An 18,434-nucleotide genomic window follows, 5' to 3' on the forward strand; every position below is an offset into this window, starting at 1 on the left:
TGATCGGTTGTGTGAGTTATCAGAAAACTGATTTTTGCTGATGTCCACCCTTCAGGGAGAACCACCATGCTGCTGAAAAAGACCTTGCTGATTGCTGCCATGCTGCTGCCGATGCTGAGTGCCAACGCTCACGAATACGAGGCCGGCAGCTTACATATCGACCACCCCTGGTCGCGGGAAATGCCGCCTGTGGCACCAACGGCTGCGGCTTACTTTGTGATTCATAACAACGGCCAGACCGCTGACCGCCTGCTCGGCGCGAGCACGCCGGTGGCACAGAAAGCCGAACTGCACGAGCACGTACACGCTGCGGGGGTGATGAAAATGCAGCAGGTGCAGACGGTTGAGGTGCCTGCAGGCGGTGAGGTGACGTTTGCGCCGATGGGCTATCACATCATGCTGTTCGGTTTAAAACAGCAGGCTAAAGACGGTGAGCGCTTTCCACTGACGCTGAATTTCGAAAAAGCCGGAGCGGTTGAAGTCGAAGTGGCCGTGCAAAAAGAGGCACCGTCCCCCGGCACGCATGAGCACCACTGAGTTTCAGGGCTAATTGATCGCCATGCGGGTTAAGTCGTACTCATTCATTCACCGCTGCGGTTCGGCGCTGGGGCTGTTGGCCATGCTGCTGATCAGCCTCGGGGCACTGGCTTCGCAGCTGGTGCAACCGGCTGAACCCGCGTGGATGAGTGAGCTGGCTTGCGGTGAGCATGCTGAACAGCAGCATGACCACAGCGGGCATGCCGAGGTCTGGGCCAAGTGCGGCTACTGCACTTTGCTCCTGCACAGCCCGGCCACCTTGGCGGGTTGTGTGCGTCTCAACGCTGCGCCACAGCCGCTGCTGCGTTTGCAGGTTCCAACGGTACTGGGCGAGGGCAGTCCGGCCATTTTCCCCGGAGCGCGCTGCCGCGCACCGCCTGTGTATTCCTGATTAATCGGTTCTGTGTCGTACCTGCACAGTCGTTGTGTGGGGCGGGCTCCTTTTTATCTCGAATCCGGGAATGTTTATGTCTGCTTATAAGAAAGTCTGTCACGTTGTTTCTAACCGTTCTGTGCCGTTTGCGCTGGCACCTCTGTGCCTGGGGATGCTCTGCACCACGCAGAGTCTGGCGCAGGAAGCTGCTGATGCCGAACACCTGCACCTGACGCCAGTTGTCGTCACCGGTGTGGCGCAACACTCGCCCGTGACCGTGGTGACCGACCCGAAACAGCCGCGCCAGCCGGTCCCGGCTGCTGACGGTGCTGATTACCTGAAGACCATCCCCGGTTTCAGCGCGATTCGCAGCGGTGGCACCAATGGTGATCCGGTATTTCGCGGTCAGTTCGGCTCACGTTTGAATATCCTCACCGATGGCGGTCAGTTGCTCGGTGCTTGCCCGAACCGCATGGACGCGCCGACTTCGTACCTGTCGCCGGAAAACTTCGATCAGCTCACCGTGATTAAAGGTCCGCAAACTGTGCTGTGGGGGCCTGGCAGCTCAGCAGCCACCATTCTGTTTGAACGCGACACTGAGCGATTTCAGGAACTCGGCGGGCGGGTCAATGGCAGCGTGCTGGCAGGCTCCAACGGCCGCTTCGACCGCAGGCTGGATGCGGCGGCGGGTGGCAGCGAAGGCTATATCCGCCTGCTCGCTAACTCCGCGCAGGCCGATGATTACGAAGATGGCAACGGCGACACCGTGCCGTCGCGTTGGGAGAAGTGGAACAGCGATGTGCTGCTCGGTTGGACGCCGAACGAAGACACCCTGATCGAACTCAGTGCCGGACGTGGCGACGGCGAAGCCCGCTATGCCGGTCGCGGCATGGACGGCAGTCAGTTTCTCCGTGAAACCCTCGGCCTTAAGGTGCGCCTGGATAATCTCGGTGATGTATTCCACAGTCTGGAAGGCCGCGTGTATTACAACTATGCCGATCACGTGATGGACAACTTCAGCCTGCGTACCCCCAGCAGCACCGGCATGATGGCCGGGCCGATGGCCTCCAACGTCGACCGCCGCACACTCGGCGCGCGTCTGGTTGGTACCTGGGCGTGGGACGATCTTGAGTTGAAAAGTGGTGTCGATGCCCAGCGCAACGAGCACCGTAAGCGCGGCTCCAGCTACGACATGATGACCAGCACCTATCAGGACTTAGATCAAAAACCGTGGGATAAAGACGCCGAATTCCACAACTACGGGTTATTCGGTGAACTGACCTGGCATCTGAGCAGCGATCAGCGCTGGATCGCCGGTGCGCGGGTGGATCGGGCCTCGGTCAAAGACTTTCGCAAAACCATCGGTAGCGGCATGACCCTGCGCGATAACCCGACTTACGACGAAACCCGCAGTGACACACTGCCCAGCGGTTTTGTCCGCTACGAGCAGGACCTGCAAGCCATTCCGGCGACTTGGTACGCGGGTTTGGGGCATGTTCAGCGCTTCCCTGATTACTGGGAGCTGTTCTCCGCAAGCCCCGGCCCGGTTGGTTTCGTGCAGCCAATGGAGAGTCTGAACCCAGAGAAAACCACCCAGCTAGATATCGGCCTCAACTACAAAACCGAGAAAGTGGAAGCCTGGGTTTCCGCCTACGCCGGGCAGGTGCGTGATTACATTCTGTTCAGTTATTCACAAGGCATGATGCCGGGGCATACCCGCTCTGAAGCCAGCAATATTGATGCGCGCATCATGGGCGGCGAAATGGGCGCGAGCTATCGCCTGACGGACAACTGGAAGGCCGATGCCAGCATCGCTTACGCATGGGGCAAGAACAGCTCCGACGACCGTCCGCTGTCGCAAACGCCGCCGCTGGAAGCGCGCTTTGGTCTGGCTTATGAGCGTGAGGACTGGAGCGCTGCAGCGCTGTGGCGTGTGGTCGACAGCCAGAACCGGGTGGATATCAACAAAGGTAACGTGGTTGGTAAGGACCTGGAGAAGAGCAGCGGTTTTGGCGTGTTCTCCCTCAATGCGGCCTACCGCATCAGTCCTGAGGTCAAAGTCAGCGCTGGTGTGGATAACCTCTTCGACAAGACCTACAGCGAGCACCTGAACCTGACTGGCAACGCCGGTTTCGGCTTTATTCAGGATGATCCACAAGGCTTTAACGAGCCGGGCCGCACCCTGTGGACCAAGGTGGATTTCAGCTTCTGATCTGAGTGAGATAGCGCTTCGCGGCTGAAGCCGCTCCTAGCAAACACAACCCTGTAGGAGCGAGTTCAGTCGCGAATATCTCTAGCGACTAAAGCGGAACACTAGCGCCAGGCCAGCCAGAATCGCAGCCATGCCGAGCAGACTCAGGCCCGACAGCAGATTGCCGAGGAACAGGTAGTCCATGATCGCCGTGACCACCGGCACCAGATAGAACAGGCTGGTGACGTTGACCAGATTGCCCGCCTGAATCAGCCGGTACAGCAGAATCTGCGCCGCCACTGAAATCATCAGCCCCAGCCACAGCCAAGGGATGATGAAGCCCGCGACCCATTCCAGCTCAAATGGTTTGAACGGCACGAACAGCAGGCACATCACCAGACTGACCGCATATTGCAGCGGCAGCACCTCCTGCGGTGACTGATTAACCCGCTTTTGCAGAATGGCGCCGCAGGTCATGCAAGCCAGTGCCAGCAATGCATAGCTGATGCCCCACAATGAAAAGTGCGCCTTGAGCAGCCCCTGAAACACCACCAGCGCCAGCCCCAGCAAGGCCAGTAGCAATCCGAACAGGCGCAGAGGGGAGAAGCGTCGCTCAACCAGCAGCAGCGTGAGAATCGGTTGAACGCCTAATACTGTTGCCAGCACACCGGGCGTGATGCCGTTTTCCAAGGCAAGGAAATAGCAGATCGAATAACCGCCGATTAGCAGCATGCCGCTGAAGATCACCTGCGTGCTGGTGCCGGGGCGCGGCAGCAAGCGGCCCAGCATTGGTGCCAGTGCGATCAGCATGCCCAGTGCGAGCACAAAACGAAGGGTCAGGAAGGCAAACGCCGAGCTGTGATCCAGCCCCCAGCGGGAGAAGATCGCACCGCTGCCCCATAGCAGAACAAACAACGTGGTGGTGCCGTACGTGGCCCACACGGAATTACGCGTAGTCATGATTAAACCTGTCTGAGTCGGTAAACGACATCCAGCCCCAAGCGTGTGAGGAGAACGGAAGCTGGACGTGAGCGTGCGTCGTTAGAAGCGCGAGCCCGGTGGCGGCGTCTGAGATGCCGGAGGCGGCGCGACAGAGACAGGTGGCGAGACAGTGAACACACACGGCAGCTCAACTGCGCTGAAGGCAGTGATCGAGGTGCTGCATAGGTTGGCGTGCATGTTCATTAGGCTAACTCTGAAAGTGAGTGCCTAGTGAATCTAGATGAAGCTAACTAGTCGGTCAACCGAGCTGACAAAACCGGCATGTTGTAAATGATGTGGCTTTTGTAGGGTGTGGTAAGCCTGCGCAGCAGGTTACCCACCATGGATATGCGACTGATCCACAATAGCGGCGGCCTGTGCGGGCGCTTGGTGGATAAACCGCTTTGCGGTCTTATCGCACCCTACGGTTTGGCGGCAGTCGTGGCTTTTGTAGGGTGTGGTAAGCCTGCGCAGCAGGTTACCCACCATGGATATGCGACTGATCCACAATAGCGGCGGCCTGTGTGGGCGCTTGGTGGATAAACCGCTTTGCGGTCTTATCGCACCCTACGGTTTACGCATGTCTCGGCTTTTGTAGGGTGCGGTAAGCCTGCGCAGCAGGTTACCCACCGTGGATGTTGCATGACTCGCAATAGCGGCGGCTTGTGCGGGCGCTTGGTGGATAAACCGCTTTGCGGTCTTATCGCACCCTACGGTTTGGCGGCAGTCGTGGCTTTTGTAGGGTGTGGTAAGCCTGCGCAGCAGGTTACCCACCATGGGTATGCGACTGATCCACAATAGCGGCGGCCTGTGCGGGCGCTTGGTGGATAAACCGCTTTGCGGTCTTATCGCACCCTACGGTTTGGCGGCAGTCGTGGCTTTTGTAGGGTTTGGTAAGCCTGCGCAGCAGGTTACCCACCGTAGGATCTACGCTCAGACCAGCCGTGCATCCAGGCTGTTTTGCGCCAGGCGCTGGGCCTGTTCTTTGCTCATGTTCAGGCTGTCGTACAGCGCGGCGAAGTTTTCGCCGACGTAGCCGCCGAAGTAGGCCGGGTCATCCGAGTTCACCGTGACTTTCACCCCGCGCTCCAGCATTTGCAGGATGTTGTGCTGGCGCATGTCCTCGAACACGCAGAGCTTGGTGTTGGACAGCGGGCACACGGTCAGCGGGATTTGCTCGTCGATGATGCGTTGCATCAGACGCTCGTCTTCAATGGCGCGTACGCCGTGGTCGATGCGTTTGACCTTGAGCAGATCCAGCGCTTCCCAGATGTATTCGGGCGGGCCTTCCTCACCGGCGTGCGCCACTGCGACCAGACCTTCGCTGCGGGCTTTGGCAAATACGCGCTGAAACTTGCTGGGCGGATGGCCCACTTCAGAGCTGTCCAGGCCGACTGCAATAAACGAGTCACGGAACGGCATCGCCTGCTCCAGGGTTTTGAAGGCTTCTTCTTCGCTGAGGTGACGCAGGAAGCTGAGGATCAAGCCGTAGCTGATACCCAGTTGTTTCTCGCCATCCTTCAGCGCCTGCTGAATGCCGCGCACCACCACTTCAAACGGAATGCCACGGTCTGTGTGGGTTTGCGGATCAAAGAACGGCTCGGTGTGAATCACGTTCTGCTCTTTGCACTTGAGCAGGTACGCCCAGGTCAGGTCGTAGAAGTCCTGCTCAGTGCGCAGCACGTTGGCGCCCTGATAGTAGAGATCAAGGAACTCTTGCAGGTTGTTGAAGGCGTACGCGGCGCGCAGGCTTTCCACATCATTCCAAGGCAGGGCGATTTTATTGCGCTCAGCCAAGGCAAACAGCAGCTCAGGTTCGAGCGAACCTTCCAGATGCAGGTGGAGTTCAGCCTTGGGCAAGGCGTTGAGCCAGTCGTACATGGCAACCTCAAAACATAAGAAAAGCCGAATATTCTAACTGTTCGGTCAGATTTTTCCTGCATTTGCGCAGGTGCCCGGTCGGATAGCCACAAAGCGATGGCGGCATGCCTGATTACGACATTGATCAGAAGCGCGCTCAGATTGTCGCTTTTGATCAATAGCGCGCTTTTGTGCAGCCCTAGATTCACCTCCAACGCCAGTCATTGTTTTAGGAGGTTCGCCATGTCTTCTGTTGCCCTGAAACCCAATGCATCCATCGCCGGTTGGGATGAACAAGCCCCTGAGCAGGCCTTTACCCTGCCTTCGCGTTATTTCTTTGATGACCAGTTGTTCAAGGATGAACGCGACAAAATCTTCATGAAAGGCTGGCACCTGGCCGGACACCGCAATGAGTTCGCCGAGCCGGGGCAGTACGTGGTCTGCGACATCTTTGATCAGAGTGTGGTGGTGGCGTGCAACAACGAAGGCGAGATCCATGCCTTCCACAACGTCTGCCAGCACCGTGGCAATCGCCTGCTGGAAACCCGTCGTGGCAACAACACGCGCATCCTGCGCTGCGCTTACCACTCCTGGTGTTATGAGATGGACGGCAGCCTGCGCAGCGCCCCGCGCAGCGAGCGCCTGATCGCCTTCGACAAGCAGGACTACAACATTCCCAAAGTGCGAGTAGAAGAGCTGGGCGGCTTTATCTACTTCAACCTGGACAGCAACGCACCGTCGATGGCTGAGCTGTTCCCCGGTGCTGATGAGCAAATGAAGAAGGTCTTCAGTAAGCTCGACAAGATGCGCCTGATCGACGAACAGGACGTGATCGTGCCGGCCAACTGGAAGGTGATCATGGATAACTCCATTGAGGGTTATCACTTCAAGCTGTCCGGTCCGTGTCATATCGATCTGGCCAGCCTGATCGACTTCAAAGGCTACCAGCTGATCAAGCGTGACAACTGGTGGACTTACGCGGCTCCGGCCAACATGGATGCCACCCATGCTTACGGCGTACCACTGGAAGGTGAGCGCAACCCGGAAGAGTGCTTCTTCAACATCGGCATGTGGCCGAACAACACCCTGTACACCTTCCCGTATTCCCAGTTTATCGGCACCTTCATCATGATCCCGCTAGATGCCGAGCGCTCCCTGCTGCGCTTCGGTTACTACAGCGCCCACGACGAAGTACCGGCGGTGACCAGCGAATGCATGCGCTGGATGAACGAGGAACTGGGCCCGGAAGACATCGAGCTGAATGTCACCGTGCAAAAGGGCCTGCATTCCATCGGCTACGACCAGGGCCGCTACATGATCGACGCCGAGCGCAGCAACGAGAGTGAGCATCTGGTTCACCACTTCCACAAGCTTGTGTTCCAGGCGCTTCACGGCGCGCAAGCCTGATTGTTGCTTCCCGAACGACTGCGTCTGAAGGCACGCGCAGTCGGCCTGTCTCCGTTCGTTATAAAAGGGGCTTAGCGTGCAGCGGCTTGAATACGATTACGTAATTGTCGGGGCTGGATCAGCGGGCTGTGTGCTGGCCAATCGTTTGAGTGAAGACCCAGCGGTAAACATTCTGGTGCTGGAGTTCGGCCCGCTGGACCGCAGCTGGACCATCGACATGCCGTCGGCTGTCGGCATTGTGGTCGGCGGCACCACCTATAACTGGAGCTACCAGACTGAGCCGGAGCCGTATCTGGGCGGTCGCCGTATCGGTACGCCCCGTGGGCGCACGCTGGGTGGCTCATCCTCAATCAACGGCATGGTCTACATTCGCGGGCATGCCTGCGATTACGACAGTTGGGCAGAAGAGGGCTGCGATGGCTGGAGTTATGCCGAGGTGCTGCCGTACTTCATCCGTGCGCAGAATCATGCCGATGGCGCTAATGAATACCGGGGTGCCAGCGGCCATCTGCACGTGACGCCTGGCGATATCAACACGCCGCTGCATCAGGCTTTTATCAAGGCCGGTGAAGAGGCGGGTTACGCCGCCACGGATGACCTTAACGGTTACCGTCAGGAGGCCTTTGGCCCGGTGGATCGCACCACCCGCAATGGCAAACGCTGGAGCACGGCGCGGGGCTATCTGATGGAAGCGCTTGGGCGCGGCAACGTCACGGTGATGACCGGTGCGTTGGTGCATCGCGTGTTGTTCGAGGGTAAGCGGGCAGTGGGCGTGGAGTTTATGCACAACGACCGCATGCAGCAGGCCGCCAGCCGTAAAGAGGTGCTACTGACTGCCGGGGCGATCAACTCGCCGCAGGTGCTTATGCTTTCCGGTGTGGGCGATGCCAAAAACCTGCGCGAGCACGGCATTGACGTGGTGCACGATTTGCCCGGCGTTGGCCAGCGCCTGAATGATCACCCCGACACAGTGGTGCAGTACCGCTGCAAGCAGCCGGTGTCGATTTATCCCTGGACTACAGCACCGGGCAAATGGCTGATCGGTGCGCGCTGGTTTGCCGATAAGGGCGGGCTGGCGGCCAGCAACCACTTTGAGGTGGGCGCGTTTATCCGCTCCCGCGCCGGGGTCAAACACCCGGACTTGCAACTGACCTTTATGCCGCTGGCGGTGCAGCCGGGCAGTGTTGATCTGGTGCCCGAGCATGCGTTCCAGGTGCATATCGACCTCATGCGTCCTACCAGCCTGGGCAGCGTGACCCTGGCCAGTGCCGATCCGCAAAAGCCTCCGAAGATTCTCTTCAACTACCTAAAAACCGAGCAGGACCGTGCCGACATGCGTGCTGGTGCGCGGCTGGTGCGCGAGATCATGCAGCAGCCGAGCATGCAGCCCTTTGTCGGTGAAGAGCTGGTGCCCGGCGCGGACAAAGTCACCGATGAGCAACTGGATCACTGGGCGCGCACCATTACCGAGACCGGCTACCACGCCAGCGGCACCTGCAAGATGGGCGCGGCGAGTGATCCGGAGGCGGTGGTTGACCCGCAATTGCGCGTGCTGGGGCTGGACGGCATTCGCGTCGTGGATGCTTCAGTCATGCCTATTATCGTCAGCGGTAACACAAACGCGCCAACCGTGATGATTGCTGAGAAAGCCAGCGATATGATCCGGGGACGCGCACCGTTGCCAGCCAGCAAGGCACCGGTGTGGATTCATCCCGAGTGGCAAACCCGGCAGCGTTGAGGTCGGGAGGGTGCAGTGCGGGACCGCAGCACTTAGCCACCGTAGTCGATAAATAGAGCGCCCGCCCATGTCGCGGGCGCTCATATGCCTGGCGGGACCCTGTTATGAACGAGCAGAACAGTCCAACGGTGTTCGATGGCTGGCGAGACAGCCGCAGTACACCCATGCGCATCGGTATTCTGCTGATGCCGTCTTTCTCCAACTTCGGCCTGGCCGCTTTTATCGAGCCGCTGGCAATCAGCAACTGGCTGACGCAGCAGCAGCTGTTCAGCTGGGAATTGCTATCGCTGGATGGCGAGCCGGTCAGCGCCAGTAATGGTTTACGCAGCAGTGCCGATCAGAGCATCGCTTGCAGCCCGGACTACGACCTGTGTGTGGTGATCGCCAGTTTTGACGTACACCGGCACACACAAAATCCGCAGTTACGCAGCTGGTTACGCCGGCAGGCTTGCTTTGGTGCGGTGCTGGTCGGGATCGAAACCGGCACTGAACTGCTGGCTGCCGCCGGTGTGCTGGATGGCCATGCAGCCGCCGTTCACTGGGATAACCTGCAAGGCTTTCAGGAAAGCTACCCGCGCATTCAGACCAGTGCCCAGCTCTACACCGTAGAGCGGCAGCGCATGACCTGCGCCGGGGCAACCTCGGTGCTGGATATGCTGCTGAGCTGGCTGCAAAATCAGGTGCAGGGCAGCCTGGCCAAAGAGGTGGCCATGCACATGCTGGTCAGCGAGGTGCGAGAGGCAGAAGGCAGCCAGACTGACGGCCATAAGCGCAATCTCGGCACGCTGGCGCGCAAGATGTACAAGGCTATCGATCTGATGGAGCAGCATATTGAAGAGACCCTGACCTGCGAAGAAATTGCCCGCCGTGTAGGGCTGTCTCGTCGGCAAATGGAGCGCCAGTTTATGCAGTACACCGGGCTTTCGCCGCTCAAGTACTACCTCAGCCTGCGCTTGTCCCGTGCCCATAGCCTGCTGCAGCAAACCCGCCTGAGTGTATCGCAGGTGGCGGCAGGCTCAGGCTTCTGTTCGCTGGAGCATTTCTCCCGTGTGTACCGGGCCAAGTTTGGCTGTGCGCCGAGCAACGACCGCAGCCAGAGTTGGGGCGCACCGGTGATGCGCCAACCCTTGCTGAATAACCCGGAAAAAAACCTGGGCCTATAAGCCCAAAGTCTTGTTCACAGCAGGCAGTGCCTCAGTGCCGTCGAAGTGGGTTACGCCTTGCAGCCAGCCTTGCAGCACCTGCGGGTTCTTTTTCAGCCAGTCTGTAGCCGCAGCACGCGGATCAGCTTTCTGGTTGATGATGGCGTCCATCACCTCGTTCTCCATGCCCAGCTGGAACTCCAGGTTGTTCAGCAGCTTGCCGACGTTAGGGCATTCCTGCAGATAGCCTTTGCGTACGTGGGTATCCACCACTGCCGCGCCGTAGTTGGGGCCGAAACTCTCATCGCCGCCGGACAGATAACGGATTGAGAAGTTGCTGTTCATCGGATGCGGCTCCCACGCCAGGAACACCACTGGCTGCTTGGCACTGGTGGCGCGGCGCACCTGTGAGAGCATGCCGGCTTCACTGGACTCCACCAGCTTGAAGTCGCCGAGGCTGAACTGATTGGCTTTGATCAGCCCGTCGATGATCACGTTGCCGTCATTGCCGGATTCGATGCCGTAGATGCGGCCTTTGAGCTGATCTTTGAACTTGGCAATGTCAGCGAAATCTTTCAGTCCCTGCTCGTGCAGATAGTCCGGTACCGCCAGGGTGTATTTGGCCCCGAGCAGGTTAGTGCGCACGCGCTCTACACTGCCGTCATCAAGGAAGGGTTTGGCCATAGACTCGATTGATGGCATCCAGCCGCCTAAAAACACATCGAGATTTTTGCGCTGCATGCCGGCGTAAGCCATGGGGATTGAAGCCAGCTGGCTGCTGGTCTTGTAGCCCAGGCCATCCAGTACCACGCTGCTCAGCGCGGTGGTGGCGGAGATATCAGCCCAGCCGACTTCGGCAAAACGCACCGTCTGGCAACTGGCGGGATCGCTGGCGTAGCTGGTCAGGGCAAGGCTGCCGAGGAGACTGCTGAGCACGTAAGGCATTACGGTTTTTCTGGCCATCGGAACAACTCCTACTTCTGTTATGAAGGCAGTGTTTTGGCTTCTTATGGACGCTCTGCGGCGTCTTCATCAGGCGCGGTAATCTGGCTCCTCTTCGTCGAGAATCTGCAGCAGCGCGGTGAAGTGCTGCTGAGCAAAATTGGGGTATTCCAGCCACTGCTGGCGCGTTTTACGGGCGATCTCATCGCTGACAACGCGCAGCGGCAAACCGCTGGAACGGGCGATGAAGTACAGCTCGCAGGCCCGCTCGAAGTAATACAGGTCATCAAAAGCCTGACCGATGCTCTCGGCAGCCACCAGAACGCCGTGGTTGCCCATCAGCAGAATTGGTTTATTACCCAGCAGGCGGCCGACGCGCTCCGCTTCGTCGCCCAGGCCCATGCCGTCAAAACCGTCATCCACGGCAACACGCTCGAAGAAGCGCATGGCGTTCTGCTCAATCGGCGGTAGCGTCGGGTCTTGTAGGCAGGCCAGCGCGGTGGCGTAGCGCGAGTGCGTGTGCAGCAGGCAGCGGGCGTGCTTGTGATTGCGGTGCAGCGCGCTGTGTAGCGCCATGGCGGTCGGGTCAGTGGCGCTGCTGGTGCTGGCATCCGGTGCGTCCAGATCAATCAGCAGCAGATCGCTGGCGCGGATACGGGAAAAGTGGCGTCCGCCGGGGTTGATCAGAAACTGCCGGCCACTTTCATTCAGCGCATAGCTGAAGTGGTTGGCGATGGACTCGTGCATGTCCAGGCGTGCGGCCCAGCGAAAGGCACAGGCGAGTTCCACACGGGCTTGCCAGTGCTTGTCCGGGACACTGGCGAGAGTGGCATTGGCGGCCATATCGGACTCCTGATCAGTACTGCATAACGCAGCGGTATGAACGGAGTCTTTAGCAGGGGCGTGCGCCTTGCTTGATCGGATACGACGTTTTCTGCCGCTATCACGCGATCTTGTCTTGCTCGGGACGGCGGCTAGAGCGCCTGCAACACGCTGCGCCCACGGCTGATATCTGCCAGTAAGCGTTGCAGGTCTGCTTCGCGTTGTGGCGGCAGGGCCAGCTCCAGTTCGGCTCCGCTTGCATCGTAGGCTTCGCTGACCAGCAAGCAGTCCAGATCATTCAGGCGTGCCTTGAGCACTGGCAGCTCGGCAAACAGGCAATGGCAGCGGTAATGGTTGCGGGCAACCAACTCCTGACGCTGCGCTGCTTGCAGGCACTTATTGGCGCTGCCGCCATAAGCGCGGGCGAGGCCGCCGGTGCCGAGCTGGATGCCGCCGTACCAACGTATCACCAGCACGGCGACCTGATCGCAATCTTGCCCTTCGATGGCCGCCAGAATCGGTCGCCCCGCAGTGCCGCCAGGTTCGCCGTCATCATTGAAGCGGTATTGATTGCCTACCTTCCACGCCCAGCAGTTATGGCTGGCTGCCGGATCGCTGTGTGCGGCAATAAACGCCATGGCCGCATCAGCACTGGTGGCTGGAGCGGCGAGGGCGATAAAGCGGCTTTTACGGATTTCTTCGCGGTATTCGCAGGGTTCAAGCAGGGTGAACGGCATCGGAATTTACAGGCGGCTTAATGCCACAGCCTTTGAGGATGATGTGCACCAGATTATCAGACGCCTGATCGTAATCGGCTTTGGTCATACGCGCCTGCCCGGTTACACGGCTGATTTGTGAAGCGAAGTCAGCATAGTGCTGAGTGCTGCTCCACAGCAGGAAGATCAGGTGCGTTGGGTCAATCGGGTCCATCTTGCCGGCGGCCTGCCAGGCTTCGAACACAGCTGCGCGACCACGGAACCAGTCGCGGTAATCCTGCCCGAGCATCTTGGCGAGGATTTCACCACCGCTGATCACTTCCATCGCATAGATGCGTGAGGCTTTCGGGTGGCGACGGGCGTATTCCATTTTGGCGCGGATAAAACCGGACAAAGCCTCGTAAGGGTCGTCCTGCGCTGTAATGCTGTCGAACGCGGTATCCCACAGTTCAAGAATGTTGAGCAGAACCGCTTTGTACAGTTCCAGCTTGTTGCCGAAGTAGTAGTGCAGGTTAGCTTTGGGCAGGCCGACATTCTGAGCAATGGTGTTCATGCTCGTGCCTTTGAAGCCGTGACGGGCAAACTCTTCTTCGGCAGCTTTAATAATGGCGGCTTTGTTTTTCTGTCGGATGCGGCCGACAGGTTTTTCAGCAGTTGAAGGTTCAGGCACTACAGCGGTCATAGTCGTGTTTGCAGGTGGTTGTGGCTGGGTAGGAGCACTGATACCCGAGTGCTAAGTGAATAACAAGCTTAAGATCCGTCTGATTTCTGTCATCAGATGTCGCTTGCATGAAAATACGCGGCGCTTTTAATCTTATTTTTTGCGACTTTGTGGTGCGCGCAGCGCCAAAGTGGTGCAGCGCCAGCGGGCTGGCGCTGCACAAAGATCACACTTTGAATGTGGCGATCAGTTTATGCAGGTCGCGGGTCATGCCGGCCAGTTCATCGCTGATACTCACGGTGCTCTGCGCTTCCTCCGCAGTGCCTTCGCTGAGGTTTTTAATCTCCAGCGTGTTTTGTTCAACGCCCTGAACAACCGTAGCCTGCTGCTCTGCAGCGGAAGCAATCTGGATGTTGTGGTCGATGATCTGATCCATGCTGCCGGTGATCTGCTCAAAGATGCTGGCCGTCAGATCAATCTGCTCAACGCTCTGTGCTGCACTCTGGTGGCTGCCGCGAATGGTTTTCACCGCGTTGCTGACCTGCACGCGCAGACGGTCGATGGTCTGATCAATCTCACCGGTTAGTTGATGCGAGCGGATCGCCAGACTGCGGACTTCGTCTGCCACAACCGCAAAGCCGCGGCCTTGCTCGCCTGCGCGTGCTGCTTCAATCGCAGCGTTGAGGGCCAGCAGATTGGTCTGCTCTGCCACGCTTTTGATCAGGTCAACGGCCTTGGCGATTTCCTGGCTTTCACGCTCAACCGAGGTAATCGCATTAATGGAATCTTCCATCTCGGTAAACAGCTTATTAATGCGGTTAACCGCATGCTCAACCTGAGTGCGGCCTTCACGGCATTTGTCACCGGCCAGGTTGGCTTTTTCTGCTGTTACATGCGAGTTACGGCTGACTTCCTGCACGTTGCTGACCAGCTCGCTCATGGACGTGGCAATCAGTTCCAGTTCACGGGCCTGGCGCTGAATGCTGTCCTGGCTGGCGGAAGAAATGTCGCTGACATTCTGCGCCTTGCTGCGGGTGGAGTCGGAGAAAACGGCCACTTCGCGGATCAGCTGGCTGACACGGCTTTGCATCTCGTTGAAGTCCTGGGCCAGATCACCCAGTTCGTCTCGAGCCTGAGTGTGCAGACGGTTCTGCAAATCACCTTCGGCCATGCGTCGGGTTGCTCCGGTAATGTCGCGGATTGCCTGACGCACCGACAGGTAGAAACCGACAAACAGGTAGATCAGGAGCATCACGACCAGCCCCAGCAGTGTGGCCCACAGCGCCAGTGAGCGGACATTCTCGTCGATACGCGCCTGAAGCAGATCGGCGGTTTCGCTGAGCAGAATGTTTTTAGCCTGCTCGAGTAGCTCCACTTGCGCTAAAGCGTCGTCATAGCGGGTTTTCCAGCGGTCCTGCCATTCCAGATCGAAGAAACCGCTTTTGGTGTACACATCAATAATGTCGCGCTTGTAGGCTTCAGCTGCTTGTTTCGCGGCTTCTGCCATCAGCGCAATGGCTTGTTCATTGCCCTTAATACCTGACTTGTCGCTGTGCAGCTCCAACGCTGAAAGGTGGTTGACGATGGTCGGGCGTGTGGTGGATTCGAGATAACCATAAGCCGCCAGATAACCGGAGTAGGTGCGGGTGTTGTTCATCACCTCGTACATTGGCAGCAGTTGGGTCAGCAGCAGGTTGATGTTGCGGTAGATGCGCGGGTCGCTGTCCTGACTGAGTTTGCTGGCAGAGGTGATTTCACTCAGGTTGCCTGTCAGAGCGTGCAGGTAGCGGCTATGCACGATCATCTGTGTGCTGAGGCCCTGATTGCCGAGCTTCTTCTTGTCGATGTCCTGGCCAGGGTCTGCTGTCGGGCTCAGCAGGTCTTTGAACAGTGGGTTAGTCAGCTGCGCGTTGAGCTCCTGTGCCTGGCGGGTGAAGGCTTCGCTCTGGGCCGTGAGCATGGTTTTTACGTCATCTTTGTTGCGCGCATAGCTGACTACGTGCAGGCCGCCGAGTTCAAGGGCCTGGCGGTAAACCGGCAGGTACTTCTCGATCGCTTCAAGCCCTTGCATCTCAAGACGTGACTGCTCAAGCAGCGCATTCACGTCCGCTAGTTTGCTAATGGACAAGCCGCAGTAAGGCAGCATGAAAACGGCAAAAATCAGCATGAATTTATGCGCGTAACGTGCACGGTTCATCAGTGCCAGAACCGGTGTGAAGAAGGACATCGTTACTCTCTTTATTGTCTGGTTCGTTAGCGAGTTACTTTCGTAGCAAGCACCTTTGGGCCGGGCGCTCTATTTAGGGTGCCTTAGCCTATGGCGATTTGATAGCAAAATCCTTGCCGCCATTAAACTGGCGGTAAAAAAATTGACGAGGCGGGAGCGAGTCAGCTGCTGGCAGCCAGCTCGTTGAGGAAGCTTTCGAGAACCAGATGGGCGCGGCGACCTTTGCGCGTTACAGCGCCAAGGCTGATGTCGTAGAAGCGGGTATCGGGCTTGAGTGCGCGCAGACGGCCTTCCTGCACCCAGGCTTTGGCGTAGTGATCTGGCAAGTAGCCGATGTAACGCCCGGTTAATAGCAAAAATGCTACGCCCTCGCGGTCAGAGGCGCTCGCCGTGCAGTTGAGCATCTGGTAGTGGCTCAGTGCATCAGGCGGCAGGCGGAAGGTTGGCGCAATTGCCTCCTGCGCGTTCAGGCGCTCGTCCTCCAGCTGCTGATCATCCACATAGAACAGCGGATGTCCAACGGCGCAGTACAGCAACGAGCGCTCTTCATACAGGCTCTGATATTCCAGCCCGGACAGCGCGCCCACCTGCGGCACCACGCCGATATGCAGGCGACCATCGAGAATGCCCTGCTCAACTTCCGAGGGCGTAGTCATGCGGATATTGATGCGTACGTCCGGGCCGCGCTCTTTAAGACGGGAGAGGGCGTTGGTGATCAGCATGTGCGGGATGGTCACCAGGTTATCGGTCAGGCCGATATTCAGCTCGCCGCGCAAATGCTGGTGCAGGCCGTTGACCTCGGTACGGAAGCTCTCCAGCGCCGCCAGCAACTGCATGGAACTCTGATAGACCTCGCGGCCTTCTTCGGTTAGGGCGAAGCCGGCACGCCCGCGCTGACACAGGCGCAAACCCAGTCGCTGCTCAAGATCGCTCATCTGCTGGCTGATCGCAGAGCGACCAATGCCCAGCGCGCTTTCCGCTGCAGAGAAGCCGCCGCACTCAACGACCGTGCGAAAAAGTTTGATCAGGCGAATATCAAAGTCGCTGACTTGGGCGAGAGGTTCCGGGCGGCGAATGCTCATAGTTTAGTGAACACTTAACTAAAGATATAAAGAGTCATGTTTTCCTGACTCTAAGCCTCTGGCACCTTTGTCTGCAACTGCTTCTCTTACAAAAACACCGTTTGTCCTTGCGAGGTCACACATGAACATGCCGCAGACCGCTTTGCCATCCGTATCCAGCGAGTTGAACCTCGACGCCCACTGGATGCCGTTCTCCGCCAACCGCCAGTTCAAGCGTGACCCGCGCATGATCGTAGGGGCCGATGGCAACTACTTCATTGATGACAAAGGCCGTCGCGTGTTCGACAGCCTGTCTGGCCTGTGGACCTGCGGTGCCGGTCACAACCGCACTGAAATCCAGCAAGCCGTTGCCAAGCAACTGAGCACCCTGGACTACGCACCGGGCTTCCAGTACGGCCACCCGCTGTCCTTCCAGCTGGCTGAGAAGATCGCTGAGATCATGCCTGCTGGCCTGGATCACGTGTTCTACACTGGCTCCGGTTCCGAGTGTGCTGATACTTCGGTGAAAATGGCCCGCGCTTACTGGCGTCTGAAAGGTCAGCCGAGCAAAACCAAATTTATCGGCCGTGCCCGTGGCTACCACGGCGTGAACATCGCCGGTACCAGCCTGGGCGGCATTGGCGGCAACCGCAAAATGTTCGGCCAGATGATGGACGCTGACCACCTGCCACACACACTGCAACCGAACATGGCCTTCACCAAAGGCATGGCGGAAACCGGTGGTGTTGAGCTGGCCAACGAACTGCTGAAACTGATCGAGCTGCACGACGCTTCCAACATTGCTGCCGTCATCGTCGAGCCAATGTCCGGTTCTGCCGGTGTACTGGTTCCGCCGGTTGGCTATCTGCAGCGTCTGCGTGAAATCTGCACCCAGAACAACATCCTGCTGATCTTTGACGAAGTGATCACCGCTTACGGCCGTATGGGCAAGTGGACCGGTGCTGAATACTTCGGCGTAACCCCGGACATCATGAACACCGCCAAGCAGGTCACCAACGGTGCGATTCCGCTGGGCGCAGTGATCGCCACCAGCGAAATCTTCAACACCTTTATGAACCAGCCGACGCCGGAGCACATGGTCGAGTTTGGCCACGGCTACACCTACTCCGGTCACCCGGTTGCCATGGCTGCTGGCCTTGCCACCCTGGACCTGCTGAAGAAAGACAACCTGATCGAACAATCCGCTGCCCTGGCACCGATTTTCGAAGAGAAGCTGCACGCCCTGAAGGGCACCAAGAACGTCGTCGACATCCGTAACTGTGGCCTGGCCGGTGCGATCCAGATTGCTGCCCGCGACGGCGACGCGGTGATCCGTCCGTTCGAGGCTGGTATCAAACTGTGGAACGCAGGCTTCTACGTGCGCTTCGGCGGCGACACCCTGCAGTTTGGCCCAACCTTCAACACCACCCCTGAGCAGTTGGACACCCTGTTCAACGCTGTAGGTGACGTGCTGTCGGTGCTCGACTAATGAGCCAGCGCCCACAAGCAGTACCCACCGTTCAGGTGGATAACGATGAAGTGATCGTCACCGAATGGCGCTTTGCACCGGGGGCCGAAACCGGCCACCACCGCCACGGTTATGACTATGTGGTGGTGCCGATGACCAACGGCACCCTGCTGCTGGAAACCCCGGAGGGCGACAAGCGCGCTCCGCTGGTGGCCGGCCAGGCTTACTTCCGCAAAGCCGGGGTATGCCACAACGTAATTAACGACACCGACCATGAAGTGGTCTTTGTCGAAACCGAGATCAAGTGA

Annotated in this window: 16 protein-coding genes; 8 read left to right on the forward strand and 8 right to left on the reverse strand. The window is 58.5% G+C overall.

Translation table 11 applies throughout. The annotated features are described in order from the left end of the window. Window positions 1-66 precede the first annotated feature (66 nt). From AO726_RS16855 to AO726_RS16865, 3 genes are all read left to right on the forward strand, one after another. Window positions 67-537 carry a copper chaperone PCu(A)C gene (locus AO726_RS16855; protein WP_058069272.1) on the forward strand — a complete coding sequence of 157 codons (471 nt, stop codon included), beginning with the start codon at window positions 67-69 and terminating at the stop codon, window positions 535-537. Between the two features lie 22 nt (window positions 538-559). Further along, the gene (locus tag AO726_RS16860; RefSeq protein ID WP_058069273.1) at window positions 560-928 is read left to right on the forward strand and encodes a DUF2946 domain-containing protein; all 369 of its coding nucleotides are present in this window, start codon (window positions 560-562) and stop codon (window positions 926-928) included. A 76-nt stretch (window positions 929-1,004) separates the two neighbouring features. Next, window positions 1,005-3,122 carry a TonB-dependent copper receptor gene (locus tag AO726_RS16865; protein WP_058069274.1) on the forward strand — a complete coding sequence of 706 codons (2,118 nt, stop codon included), beginning with the start codon at window positions 1,005-1,007 and terminating at the stop codon, window positions 3,120-3,122. Between the two features lie 81 nt (window positions 3,123-3,203). Here AO726_RS16865 and AO726_RS16870 read toward each other — a convergent pair whose 3' ends face one another. Both AO726_RS16870 and AO726_RS16875 read right to left on the reverse strand, forming a co-directional pair. Next, window positions 3,204-4,061, reverse strand: a complete 858-nt coding sequence (locus tag AO726_RS16870; RefSeq protein ID WP_058069275.1) for a DMT family transporter — start codon at window positions 4,059-4,061, stop codon at window positions 3,204-3,206. Window positions 4,062-5,015: 954 nt separating this feature from the next. Beyond that, window positions 5,016-5,963 carry an adenosine deaminase gene (locus AO726_RS16875; protein WP_058069276.1) on the reverse strand — a complete coding sequence of 316 codons (948 nt, stop codon included), beginning with the start codon at window positions 5,961-5,963 and terminating at the stop codon, window positions 5,016-5,018. Window positions 5,964-6,185: 222 nt separating this feature from the next. On the opposite strand from AO726_RS16875, the gene AO726_RS16880 reads away from it, so the two are divergent. From AO726_RS16880 to AO726_RS16890, 3 genes are all read left to right on the forward strand, one after another. After that, the gene (locus AO726_RS16880) at window positions 6,186-7,349 is read left to right on the forward strand and encodes an aromatic ring-hydroxylating oxygenase subunit alpha (protein WP_058069277.1); all 1,164 of its coding nucleotides are present in this window, start codon (window positions 6,186-6,188) and stop codon (window positions 7,347-7,349) included. A gap of 76 nt (window positions 7,350-7,425) precedes the next feature. Further along, entirely contained in the window at window positions 7,426-9,087 is a 1,662-nt protein-coding gene (locus tag AO726_RS16885; RefSeq protein WP_058069278.1) for a choline dehydrogenase, read from the forward strand. 104 nt (window positions 9,088-9,191) lie between these two features. Beyond that, a complete protein-coding gene (locus tag AO726_RS16890) occupies window positions 9,192-10,250 on the forward strand; it encodes a GlxA family transcriptional regulator (RefSeq protein ID WP_058069279.1) in 1,059 nt (352 codons plus the stop codon). Here AO726_RS16890 and AO726_RS16895 read toward each other — a convergent pair. From AO726_RS16895 to AO726_RS16920, 6 genes are all read right to left on the reverse strand, one after another. Continuing rightward, a complete protein-coding gene (locus AO726_RS16895; RefSeq protein ID WP_058069280.1) occupies window positions 10,245-11,192 on the reverse strand; it encodes a choline ABC transporter substrate-binding protein in 948 nt (315 codons plus the stop codon). The genes AO726_RS16890 and AO726_RS16895 overlap by 6 nt on opposite strands. 69 nt (window positions 11,193-11,261) lie before the next feature. Further along, window positions 11,262-12,014: a class II aldolase and adducin N-terminal domain-containing protein gene (locus AO726_RS16900; RefSeq protein WP_058069281.1), complete on the reverse strand. Its 753-nt coding sequence runs from the start codon at window positions 12,012-12,014 to the stop codon at window positions 11,262-11,264. A 131-nt stretch (window positions 12,015-12,145) separates the two neighbouring features. Next, window positions 12,146-12,730: an IMPACT family protein gene (locus tag AO726_RS16905; protein ID WP_058069282.1), complete on the reverse strand. Its 585-nt coding sequence runs from the start codon at window positions 12,728-12,730 to the stop codon at window positions 12,146-12,148. Further along, window positions 12,711-13,391 (reverse strand): TetR/AcrR family transcriptional regulator, encoded by a 681-nt coding sequence (locus AO726_RS16910; RefSeq protein WP_058069283.1) that lies wholly within the window; start codon window positions 13,389-13,391, stop codon window positions 12,711-12,713. The genes AO726_RS16905 and AO726_RS16910 overlap by 20 nt, the downstream gene beginning before the upstream one ends. 205 nt (window positions 13,392-13,596) lie before the next feature. Then, window positions 13,597-15,597 (reverse strand): methyl-accepting chemotaxis protein, encoded by a 2,001-nt coding sequence (locus tag AO726_RS16915; protein WP_058069284.1) that lies wholly within the window; start codon window positions 15,595-15,597, stop codon window positions 13,597-13,599. A 161-nt stretch (window positions 15,598-15,758) separates the two neighbouring features. Continuing rightward, a complete protein-coding gene (locus tag AO726_RS16920) occupies window positions 15,759-16,679 on the reverse strand; it encodes a LysR family transcriptional regulator (protein ID WP_058069285.1) in 921 nt (306 codons plus the stop codon). Between the two features lie 121 nt (window positions 16,680-16,800). Here AO726_RS16920 and AO726_RS16925 point away from each other — a divergent pair, with 121 nt between their 5' ends. Both AO726_RS16925 and AO726_RS16930 read left to right on the forward strand, forming a co-directional pair. After that, window positions 16,801-18,147 carry an aspartate aminotransferase family protein gene (locus AO726_RS16925; RefSeq protein WP_058069286.1) on the forward strand — a complete coding sequence of 449 codons (1,347 nt, stop codon included), beginning with the start codon at window positions 16,801-16,803 and terminating at the stop codon, window positions 18,145-18,147. Beyond that, window positions 18,147-18,434 (forward strand): cupin domain-containing protein, encoded by a 288-nt coding sequence (locus AO726_RS16930; protein WP_058069287.1) that lies wholly within the window; start codon window positions 18,147-18,149, stop codon window positions 18,432-18,434. The genes AO726_RS16925 and AO726_RS16930 overlap by 1 nt, the downstream gene beginning before the upstream one ends.

It is taken from the genome of Pseudomonas sp. TTU2014-080ASC, from assembly GCF_001446935.1.
Taxonomy (GTDB): domain Bacteria; phylum Pseudomonadota; class Gammaproteobacteria; order Pseudomonadales; family Pseudomonadaceae; genus Aquipseudomonas.

Excerpts from the sequence above, each read along its gene's own strand:
- AO726_RS16855 (WP_058069272.1), top strand. The coding sequence starts at position 67 with ATGCTGCTGAAAAAGACCTTGCTGATTGCTGCCATGCTGCTGCCGATG.
- AO726_RS16860 (WP_058069273.1), top strand. The coding sequence starts at position 560 with ATGCGGGTTAAGTCGTACTCATTCATTCACCGCTGCGGTTCGGCGCTG.
- AO726_RS16865 (WP_058069274.1), top strand. The coding sequence starts at position 1,005 with ATGTCTGCTTATAAGAAAGTCTGTCACGTTGTTTCTAACCGTTCTGTG.
- AO726_RS16870 (WP_058069275.1), bottom strand. The coding sequence starts at position 4,061 with ATGACTACGCGTAATTCCGTGTGGGCCACGTACGGCACCACCACGTTG.
- AO726_RS16875 (WP_058069276.1), bottom strand. The coding sequence starts at position 5,963 with ATGTACGACTGGCTCAACGCCTTGCCCAAGGCTGAACTCCACCTGCAT.
- AO726_RS16880 (WP_058069277.1), top strand. The coding sequence starts at position 6,186 with ATGTCTTCTGTTGCCCTGAAACCCAATGCATCCATCGCCGGTTGGGAT.
- AO726_RS16890 (WP_058069279.1), top strand. The coding sequence starts at position 9,192 with ATGAACGAGCAGAACAGTCCAACGGTGTTCGATGGCTGGCGAGACAGC.
- AO726_RS16895 (WP_058069280.1), bottom strand. The coding sequence starts at position 11,192 with ATGGCCAGAAAAACCGTAATGCCTTACGTGCTCAGCAGTCTCCTCGGC.
- AO726_RS16900 (WP_058069281.1), bottom strand. The coding sequence starts at position 12,014 with ATGGCCGCCAATGCCACTCTCGCCAGTGTCCCGGACAAGCACTGGCAA.
- AO726_RS16905 (WP_058069282.1), bottom strand. The coding sequence starts at position 12,730 with ATGCCGTTCACCCTGCTTGAACCCTGCGAATACCGCGAAGAAATCCGT.
- AO726_RS16910 (WP_058069283.1), bottom strand. The coding sequence starts at position 13,391 with ATGACCGCTGTAGTGCCTGAACCTTCAACTGCTGAAAAACCTGTCGGC.
- AO726_RS16915 (WP_058069284.1), bottom strand. The coding sequence starts at position 15,597 with ATGTCCTTCTTCACACCGGTTCTGGCACTGATGAACCGTGCACGTTAC.
- AO726_RS16920 (WP_058069285.1), bottom strand. The coding sequence starts at position 16,679 with ATGAGCATTCGCCGCCCGGAACCTCTCGCCCAAGTCAGCGACTTTGAT.
- AO726_RS16925 (WP_058069286.1), top strand. The coding sequence starts at position 16,801 with ATGAACATGCCGCAGACCGCTTTGCCATCCGTATCCAGCGAGTTGAAC.
- AO726_RS16930 (WP_058069287.1), top strand. The coding sequence starts at position 18,147 with ATGAGCCAGCGCCCACAAGCAGTACCCACCGTTCAGGTGGATAACGAT.